Origin of the sequence: Alloalcanivorax sp. (genome assembly GCF_964221125.1) — a bacterium.
In the GTDB taxonomy this organism is placed as follows: Bacteria; Pseudomonadota; Gammaproteobacteria; order Pseudomonadales; family Alcanivoracaceae; genus Alloalcanivorax; species Alloalcanivorax venustensis.
The window spans coordinates 19,900-29,540 of record NZ_CAXPXK010000029.1 but is presented as its reverse complement, the minus strand read 5'-3'; the positions used below and the strand labels follow the sequence as shown (position 1 = coordinate 29,540).

The following is a 9,641-nucleotide window of genomic DNA, read 5'->3' as shown; positions in this document are numbered from 1 at the left end:
ATCAGCGACGGCCGCCAGCTCGACTTCCGCGTACCCCGCGACAGCGTCAACATCCTCGACGCCGCCAACAAAGAAGGCGCCGACCTGCCGTTCTCCTGCAAGGCCGGCGTCTGCTCCACCTGCCGCTGCAAGGTGGTGGAAGGCGAAGTGGAAATGGACAACAACTTCGCCCTGGAAGACTACGAAATCGACGCGGGCTACGTGCTCTCGTGCCAGAGCTACCCGCTCACCGACAAAGTTGTATTGGATTTCGACCAACCCTAAAACCTTCGCGGGCCCTTGTTGGAGCGGGCCTTGCCCGCGAATAAGCGGCCCCGCCGCGAACAACACACCGATCAACAAGGAGCCACGCCATGACCGTTCTCCAAAGCTACCTCGCCGGCCAATGGCTCGGCAGCCAGCCCGGCAAACCGCTGGCCAGCGCCATCAACGGCGAGATCGTCGCCCACGCCCACGACGACACCCCGGACTTCGCCGCCGCCGTCCACTACGGCCGCACCACCGGCGTCAAAGCACTGCTTGATCTCGACTTCCAGCAACGCGCCGCCCGCCTCAAGGCCATGGCTCTGCACCTGCAGGAACACACAAAAGAGCTCTATAAACTCTCGCGCCACACCGGCGCCACCAAGGGCGACAACGCCTTCGACATCGACGGCGGCTTCGGCACCCTGTTCGCCTACGCCAGCATGGGCCGCAAAGAGCTGCCCTCCGGCAACGTGGTCCACGAAGGCCCGGTGATCCCCCTCGGCAAGAACAACCACTTCGCAGGCACCCACATCCTGGTGCCGCGCGGCGGCGTCGCCGTGCACATCAACGCCTTCAACTTCCCGGTCTGGGGCATGCTGGAAAAATTCGCCGCCAACTTCCTCGCCGGCATGCCCTGTATCGTCAAACCGGCCACGGCCACCAGCTACGTCACCGAAGCCTGCGTGCGCCTGATGCAGGACTCCGGCGCGCTGCCCGAAGGCGCCCTGCAACTGGTGATCGGTAGCACCGGCGACCTGCTCGACCAGCTCGATGAACAGGACGTGATCACCTTCACCGGCTCCGCGGACACCGCCCGCAAACTGCGCGCGCACCCCAACGTCATCAACCGCTCCATCCCCTTCAACGCCGAAGCGGATTCGCTGAACAGCGCCATCCTCGCCCCGGACGTCACCCCCGACGACGAAGAATTGGACCTGCTCGCCAAGGAAATCGTCCGCGAGATGACCGTCAAAGCCGGCCAGAAATGCACCGCCATCCGCCGCATCATGGTCCCGCAACAGCACCTCGATGCCTTCGCCGAACGCCTGATCCAACGTCTGGAAAAAATCACCCTCGGCGACCCCGACGAAGAAGGCGTGCGGATGGGCGCGCTGGCCTCCATCGCGCAGAAAGAAGACGTCACCGCCGCCGTCAACGACCTGCTCAACACCAGCGAGTGCCTCTTTGGTGCCGACGGCGGCGCGGCCCCTATCGGCAAAGGCACCGAAAACGGCGCCTTCTTCGCCCCGCGCCTGCTGCGCAGCAACGACCCCCACGCCGACGGCGGCGCCCACGACATCGAAGCCTTCGGCCCGGTCAGCACCCTGATGGGCTACGGCGACCTGGACGAAGCGGTCGAACTCGCCGCCAAAGGCAAAGGCAGCCTGGTCACCACCTTCGCCACCAAAGACCTCAAAAACGCCGCCCGCGCCATCCCGGCCCTGGCCGCCCGCCACGGCCGCCTGCAAGTGCTCAACGCCGAAGCCGCCAAGGAATCCACCGGCCACGGCGCACCCCTGCCCATGCTCAAACACGGCGGCCCCGGCCGCGCCGGCGGCGGTGAAGAACTCGGCGGCATCCGCGCCGTCCACCACTACCTGCAACGCACCGCCATCCAGGGCTCGCCGACCATGCTGGCCGCCGTCACCGGCGAATACGTGCGCGGCGCCGACGTGCTCGAAACCGAAGTGCACCCCTTCCGCCGCCACTTCGACGACCTCGCCATCGGCGAATCCCTGCTCACCCACCGCCGCACCGTCACCGAAGCCGACATCGTCAACTTCGGCTGCCTCTCCGGCGACCACTTCTACATGCACTTCGACGAAATCGCCGCCAAAGACTCCCAATTCGGCAAACGCATCGCCCACGGCTACTTCCTGCTCTCCGCCGCCGCCGGCCTGTTCGTCTCCCCGGCGCCCGGCCCCGTGCTCGCCAACTACGGCCTCGACACCCTGCGCTTCATCAACCCCGTCGGCGCCGGCGACACCATCCAGGCCCGCCTCACCTGCAAACGCAAAATCGACCAGGGCAAAGCCGCCCCCGACGGCACCCCGCAAGGCGTGGTGGTGTGGGACGTGCAGGTGAAGAACCAGGACGACGAGCTGGTGGCCAGCTATGACATTCTGACGCTGGTTGCGAAGAAGAAAGGGGACGCATAACTCGTGTGGTGAGTTAGTCCTTACTCTTTAATTCAAGGCTTCCTTGGTGATGGCCGCTCCTTTTGGGGCGGCCTTTTTTTGTTGAATTTATCTAATTTTAACGTTTACGATGAGAAATGGAGTGCTTTGGGAAGAGGGTTATGCAGAACAGTAAAATAGAAGACTTGCTTTCTAATGTTGATTCGCTGGTTAAAAATTTATATTTATTTTCTGTAGATGTAAAGTTTCCGGCCAATACAAAGGCAGGCGTTTCCATTGCGCATTCTGATTTAAAAGAGCGCAGATCTGACTTTCTAAGAGAGTTAAAAAATACTATTTGCTCATGGGTTTATGGGAAGAGTAAATATAAAAATCTCTTTGAGGACGAACTGGCAAAAAGAAATTCTGATTACCAGAACGTTGCCTCACATATAGAGTTTTTGGCCAGAAAAAAATTTAGGAAAGGGCATCCACAAGGCCAATTCGGCGAGCTTTTGCTCTTTAACTTTATCCAGTTTTTCTTTGAGGCGCCTGCAATTTTAAGGAAAATGCCTCTGACAACAAATAGCAGTGTAGAAAGGTTTGGTGCTGACGCGATACATTATAAAGAAAAGCAATCAAATAATATTTTATATCTGGGTGAGGCCAAAACTTATGAGTCAAAATACCAATTCAATGCTGCAATGGAGGCATCAGTAAAAAGCATATTAAAGACATACGAAGAGATTGAGGATGAGATGCTCCTCTACACGTATGACGATTTCATTGAGCCTGAGCTACAAGAAATTGCGAAATCCATTCAGGATAATGATCTCCCGAATGTCAAGTATGAGCTTGTTTCTGTCGTATCTTACAACGAAACCAAAAATAAAGATGAGGATTGTGAGGAAAAAATAAACCAGAAGGTCAAAGAAATCGTAGCTTCGAGGTTGGCCTCTTGTGATAAAGCAGACGATGTAGATAAAAATATTTTAAAAAGAATGCATTTCATTGTCTTCCCGATATGGGAGCTCGACAAGCTTCTTAAGGACTTTGAGGGGTGATTGCAATGGAGCTTGAAGATAAAGTCATAAACGACCTCTTAAATATTGAGCATAATAATTTTGCCAAAAAAATCGGATTTTTGGATGAAGAGTCGAGTTTTGTTTATATAGATCGCCGAGGCTTATCCGAAGTTCTAGCTGTTTCTGACAGGCTGTCGCGGAGTGACTTAGAAGATGATCGGCGTAAATGTATAGGGATCGTCGCTTTATGTTGGCAATACGCTGATGAGAGCTACAAAGAATCGCTTAGGGAAAATTTCACGGTTATTTTGTCTAGAGTTGGAGTGGCCCCATCAACTGTTTTGATCGATGAGCATTATAAGGAAACGCACCAGTATTCAGAATTTGAGAGCTATATAGGGAAGTTGGTAACTCTTTTGGAACAAGCAAAATGCGAAGTTGAAGTGGGAAGTAATAAATATTTGTTTAGCGATTTCCAAAAAAAGACTTGGCATGAGATAGAGAAAAATAGGATTGTCTGTATTTCTGCGCCCACTTCTGCGGGAAAATCATACGTTATTTATCTATACATTATAAAGATTCTTTTAGGTGAGGCAAGAAGGGTTATATTCATTGTTCCGACTATAAGTCTTATAAATCAAGTTATAAAAGATATATCAAAGTTGCTTCAGGCTAATGAAATAAAAGATGTAGAGCTTTATTCTTCATTTCAAGAGAACTTTCAGCAGAATAAATCGAAAATGGTCCTTGTTTTAACACAAGAAAGGGCGATATCTGCGTTTTCTGGATCTGAGGTCAAGGAGAAATTAGATCTTCTCGTTGTAGACGAGGTGCAAAATATAGAAAGAGCCTCTGCTGAAGACGATCAGCGGTCCAAGATTCTATATGATTTTTTAAAAGAGGTTAAACATAACGATTGGGCGGATAAAACCATACTGAGTGGTCCTATGCTCAATAATATTCAGGACCTTGGGCGGCAAATTTTTGATGACGCTGCGACTTCTTCGGAAACGATAGTTTCTCCTGTATTTAGTTTGACTTATTCGGTTGGTAAAGTAAAAAGCAAATTCTATTTGAGGCAGTACACAGATGTGCGAGCAGAGGCGAGGCAAATAGAAATAAAAAATAGTAAAATGATTAGCGGTATAGGGAAGTCTCTATACAATGACGATTTTCACAATTACTTGTGCTCCGTTTTGGGTTCTTTTCCCGGTAGCGAAAAAAATATTGTATTTTCGCCGAATCCAGGACAGTCAAAAAGAACCTCAGACTATATATCTAGACACCTACATTCTGGTTTGGATGTAAGGCTTAAAAGTTTATCGAGTTATTTACAAGAAACTGTGCATGCGAAATATTCTTTGGCTGAGAATGTTTTATCTGGGGTCGCCTATCATAACGGGAGGCTTCCCATGCATGCTCGAGTTGTCGTCGAAGAAGCTTTTTCAAGAGGCATCATCAATAATCTTGTTTGTACTACGACGCTGATGCAAGGTGTCAATTTCCCAGCATCAAATATATTAATAAGAAGTCCTAATTTGTTCGTGAAAAGACACTCAAGTAGGGAAAACCCAAAACTCTCGAGCTATGAATTCTCCAACTTAAGGGGCCGAGCTGGTCGCTTGCTGAAAGATTTTGTGGGTAGAACCATCGTCTTGGATGAGTCGTCTTTTGATGTAGAGCCAAGCCAAGAACAGTTATTCGAAACATCAAAGAAAGAGATTTCGGTCGGTTATAAGGATTATTATCAAGAATATGAGGGGTTTCTAAAAGATCAGATAGCGAATGACCTCGTGCTCGACGAAGGTGCCGCTAAAAATGTTCTCACATACATCAGACAAAATATTTACAGGTATGGGCTGTCGGCAAAAGCTCGCATGAGAGATGTTGGTATTGATTTGGACGACTCCTATATTGAGAAAACTATCGGTTCATTTTCTTCCTTTTCCTGTCCTAGGGATGTGATTTTTAAAAATAGGTATTGGGATCCCTTTGATTTGGAGCTTCTTTTTCATTGTTTTCGCCAGGGCGCCTTCCCTGAGATTCCTAATAGTGTATGGGATTCGAAGGTCACCAAGGTGTTGGTTGATATTATATCTTTCCTTTCTGAGAATTTCGGATATTATTTTGGTAGGTATATAGGGTCAAAAAATAAGTATAGTGGCGGGCTTCTTTGGAAGATGTGCTATTTTGCTCGAGATTGGGCTAAAGAAAAGCCCATTTATGAAATGTTGAATAGCAATGTTTATGATTTCGATGAAAGTGAAAAAATAGAAGATGATATCGCGCTTATCTTGAATAAGGTTAGTTACGGTGTGCCAATTTTACTAAAGCCTGTTGCCGATATTGTCGGTGGAAATAGTGCTCTACTAGGTGCTATAGAGGCGGGGGCCTACCATCACGCAACGAGATTTCTTATCGCTAAGGGCGTCGCAAGAGATACAGCGATTTACCTAAAAGAAAATTTCTTGCAGAATTTTCAAGATAAAGACGTAGACGGCAGAGAAATTATTGATGCCATAAGGAAAAATAAGGAAAACATGAACTTCTGGATTAAAGTCCAATTGGATGGAATATAAGCCCTTCTCAGGGTTGGAGGGCAAGGAGCTTTAAGGTACATTAAGAAGCACTGCCTCCGGGTGCGGCAACACCCGAAGGCAGCTAACCACAACAGACTGACTAGGAGTCCATCATGGCTGAACGGAATCATAAGCCACGCGCCCGCGTGGGTAAAAGCGAAACCCGCAAATCCAACCGCGATTTCCCCTACACCCGGCACCTTAAGGTGCATCCCGGGCAATATTACCAATCCTTCGATCCTGTCCGCGTCCATCGCCTCAAACAACCCAGGCCGCCCGTCCCCTGGGTGCACGTGAAAGGCTATTGGCTTGCGGAAGCCGGCTTCGACGTCGGCACGTCGTTGCAGGTGGAAGTCAGCGAGGGTCGCCTCGTCATTTCGGCCGCCCCGGAGCCCTCCGGCGTTTGATCGCCGCCCGTGCCGCCGCTTTGCCGGGCGGCGGCTGTCGCGCGTCCTGTTAGTTTTTTCCCTTCCGCCGCTCACTGATCCATGCGCGGCATCGCGGGTCTGCAATCCAGAGCGCATACCCGTTATGATCCCTGAGCAACAATAATCGTCGACGCTCTGGCTCTGGCCTGGGCGTCCAGGTAGTCCGGTTAGCTTGGGGAAGCGCAGTGTTTGAAGTGGGGAAGGAGTATCACCGCCGTTCGCAGATCCATGAGGTGTACGGTGGGCAGCAGCAGGGCGGCATCTCCACACCAAAGAACGCACCCTGTGTGTTCCTGTTCGTCTCAGAGACCGGCGGTCGGCACGGTTACACTGACGAATTCAAAGAGGGCGTCTTTTTCTATACTGGGGCGGGGCAAGTCGGGGACATGGCGCTTACCGGCGGCAATCGTGCCATTGCCCACCACCGTCAGGATGGTAAGACACTGCACCTCTTCGAATACACGCGCCGTGGTTACGTCCGCTATATTGGGCAGGCGTACTGTATTGGGTACCACCAGGAAGAGCGCCCTGACCGGGATGGCGAGCTGCGTCAGGCCTTGGTGTTTCATCTCGATGTGAATTCGTCGCCTCCTTCCTCGTCGGTACGGGAGGCGCGCCCACTCTACGACCCAGGTGATACAAATAGGCTGAAGCGCTATTCGCTGGCGCAGCTTCGAGATGCGGCGCTTCCAAAGGCAGTTAGCAACGTCGAGCCACAGACTCGGATGAGAGTGGCCTACTACCGCGCCGAGGCCATTCGGCGCTATGCATTGGGGCGTGCCAAAGGCTATTGCGAGGGCTGTGCCCAGCCGGCGCCGTTTTCCTCGTCACAAGGTCCTTATCTTGAGTGCCACCATCTTCACCGTGTGGCCGATGGCGGGCCCGATCATCCAGAGAACGTGATCGCTCTTTGCCCGAATTGTCACCGGCGCGCTCACTACGCTAAGGATGCCACGCGTTTTAATGCTCAGTTGGTAGAGGTGGCGAAAGCCGCCGAGACCGCTTTGTAGGCTGGGTATTGAATGGGGCAGGGCGGGGTCGTTCCTCTGCATCTTTCGTCAAATCCCTGCGGTTAGTTTAAAAAATAAACCAATATGTGCATTTATAGGATATTTCGGGCTATAAATTAAACTACCGATGGTTTAATTTATAGCCTGATATGTTCTTTATGGGCTTATATCAGTGAAAAATGTAAACCAGCTCCTCCAGCAATGGCCCGCCGGCGCGGTCCTCTCCCAGCCCTGGCTGACGGCTCATGGTGTCTCAAGCGTGGCCGCCGGGCGTTGGGCGCGGGAGGGTTGGCTGGCGCGGGTGGGGCATGGCGCCTACCGGCGGGCCGGCGACAAGGTGAATTGGCAGGGCGGGCTGTACGGGTTGCAGCAGCCGCTCACGGAGACGCCGGCCTTCTGGTTGGGCGGGTTGTCGGCGCTGGAGCTCAGCGAAGGCAGCCATTTCCTGCGCTTTGGTGAGGAAGCGCTCACTCTCTGGGGCGAGCCCGGCCGGCGGCTGCCGCGCTGGTTCGCCGGGTATGACTGGGGGGCGAGGGTGAGCTATCAGCAGTACGCCTTGTTCTGCCGGGCGCCTGCGGACAGTATCCAGCCTTATACGCCGCCGGGGCGGGATTTTGATATCCAGGTAGCGACGCCGGAGCGCGCGGTGTTGGAGTGGTTTTATGCGCTGTCCGGTGAGGCGTTCTTTGGCAGCCTGGTGTCGGAGACGTTCGGCGGGCTGGTGACGCTGCGTCCCCGGCGTTTGCAGGTATTGCTGGAGGCCTGTCGCTCGGTCAAAGTGAAGCGGGCTTTCCTGTTGCTGGCCCGTCATTACGGTCATGCCTGGTATCGGCGTCTGGACACGGGGCGTATCGATCTGGGCGCGGGTAAGCGTCAGTTGTATCCGCGCGGTCGGCTGGACAGGGACTTTCAGATAACGGTACCCAGGGAGTGGGGGGATGACGTTTGATGCACGCTATGCGGACCAGGTGCGGCTGCTGCTGCGAGTGCTGCCGCTTGTGGCGCAAGAAAAAGACTTTGCCCTGAAGGGCGGCACGGCCATTAATCTCTTCGTGCGCGATATGCCGCGGCTGTCCGTGGACATTGATTTGGCGTACCTGCCGGACCACGGGCGTGCCGACGCTCTGGGACGCTCCCGGGAGGCCCTGACCCGGATACAAGGGCGCATCAAGACGCAGCTGCCCGGGGTTAGCTGCCTTCAACACAACCGAGGGGATGACGATCTCAAGCTGGTCGTTCGCCAGGGGCGGGTTCAGGTCAAAGTGGAGGTGAACCCGGTTGTTCGTGGCTCGTTGCACACCCCGGAAGAGCGTGACGTCAGCGAGGCCGTGGAAGATGAGTTCGGTTTCGCATCGGCGTCGGTGCTGGCGCTGCCGGATCTGTATGGTGGCAAGCTGTGTGCGGCCCTGGATCGTCAGCATCCCCGTGATCTTTTCGATGTTCACCTGTTACTGGAAAACGAGGGCATAGACCGGCCGCTTTTTGAGGGGTTTCTGGTCTATCTGATGAGCCACCCCCGGCCGATGGCGGAGCTGCTCGCTCCGCGCTGGAGGGCCCTGGATCAGGTGCACGCCGATGAGTTCGCCGGCATGAGCCGGGAGGCCGTCTCCCTCGAAACGCTGCAAGCCGTTGGCGATGCCTTGCTCAAAGCCCTGGCTGCCCACCTTACCGATGCAGACATTGAGTTCCTCCTTTCCTTCAAACGCGGCGAGCCTGATTGGCGACGATGTCCGGTACCAAAAGCCGAATCGCTTCCCGCTGTGCAGTGGAAACTTCGCAATATCAACGCGATGACTCCGGAGAAACGGGCGGCGGCGGTGGCCCGTCTGGAGGAGGTGCTCCGTCTCTTGTCAGCCAGTAACGTTGAGCCATAATGATTCCGTCGGGCCCCCGGTTGAGGAGAGCATCATGATCAAACGCATCTGGCACGGCTGGACCACCCACGCTAATGCCGACCGCTACGAAGCGCTGCTCAAGGAAGAAATCTTTCCCGGCATCGAAGCCAAGCAGGTGCCCGGCTATCGCAGTATTCAATTGTTGCGCCGTGAGCACGCCGATGAGGTGGAGTTCATCACGCTGATGGAGTTCGATTCTCTGGACGCCATCAAGGCGTTCGTGGGTGAGGACATCACGGCGTCCTACGTGCCGGACAAGGCCCGGGAGGTCTTGGCTCACTGGGACAGCCATTCCCAGCACTACGAGGTGCGCGAGCAACGCCGGTACTGATTCCGGGAGT

Annotated in this window: 9 protein-coding genes; all 9 read left to right on the top strand. The window is 53.7% G+C overall.

The genetic code is table 11. The features are described from left to right. A partial coding sequence (locus ACEQZD_RS04040; RefSeq protein ID WP_370184167.1) for a 2Fe-2S iron-sulfur cluster-binding protein occupies positions 1-264 on the top strand: 264 nt, incomplete at its 5' end. An 89-nt stretch (positions 265-353) separates the two neighbouring features. Beyond that, the gene (paaZ, locus tag ACEQZD_RS04035; RefSeq protein ID WP_370184165.1) at positions 354-2,405 is read left to right on the top strand and encodes a phenylacetic acid degradation bifunctional protein PaaZ; all 2,052 of its coding nucleotides are present in this window, start codon (positions 354-356) and stop codon (positions 2,403-2,405) included. A 140-nt stretch (positions 2,406-2,545) separates the two neighbouring features. After that, on the top strand, positions 2,546-3,427 hold the full coding sequence (locus ACEQZD_RS04030) for a DUF1837 domain-containing protein (RefSeq protein WP_370184163.1): 882 nt from the start codon (positions 2,546-2,548) through the stop codon (positions 3,425-3,427). A 5-nt stretch (positions 3,428-3,432) separates the two neighbouring features. Next, the gene (locus ACEQZD_RS04025; protein ID WP_370184161.1) at positions 3,433-5,967 is read left to right on the top strand and encodes a DEAD/DEAH box helicase; all 2,535 of its coding nucleotides are present in this window, start codon (positions 3,433-3,435) and stop codon (positions 5,965-5,967) included. Between the two features lie 113 nt (positions 5,968-6,080). Next, a complete protein-coding gene (locus ACEQZD_RS04020) occupies positions 6,081-6,374 on the top strand; it encodes a SymE family type I addiction module toxin (RefSeq protein WP_370184159.1) in 294 nt (97 codons plus the stop codon). A gap of 206 nt (positions 6,375-6,580) precedes the next feature. Then, positions 6,581-7,405 (top strand): HNH endonuclease, encoded by an 825-nt coding sequence (locus ACEQZD_RS04015; RefSeq protein WP_370184156.1) that lies wholly within the window; start codon positions 6,581-6,583, stop codon positions 7,403-7,405. Between the two features lie 172 nt (positions 7,406-7,577). After that, positions 7,578-8,354 (top strand): type IV toxin-antitoxin system AbiEi family antitoxin domain-containing protein, encoded by a 777-nt coding sequence (locus ACEQZD_RS04010; protein ID WP_370184154.1) that lies wholly within the window; start codon positions 7,578-7,580, stop codon positions 8,352-8,354. Beyond that, complete coding sequence (locus ACEQZD_RS04005; RefSeq protein ID WP_370184152.1) at positions 8,344-9,279, top strand: nucleotidyl transferase AbiEii/AbiGii toxin family protein; 936 nt, start codon at positions 8,344-8,346, stop codon at positions 9,277-9,279. The genes ACEQZD_RS04010 and ACEQZD_RS04005 overlap by 11 nt, the downstream gene beginning before the upstream one ends. Positions 9,280-9,313: 34 nt before the next feature. Beyond that, the gene (locus ACEQZD_RS04000; protein WP_370184149.1) at positions 9,314-9,631 is read left to right on the top strand and encodes a hypothetical protein; all 318 of its coding nucleotides are present in this window, start codon (positions 9,314-9,316) and stop codon (positions 9,629-9,631) included. Positions 9,632-9,641: the final 10 nt, after the last annotated feature.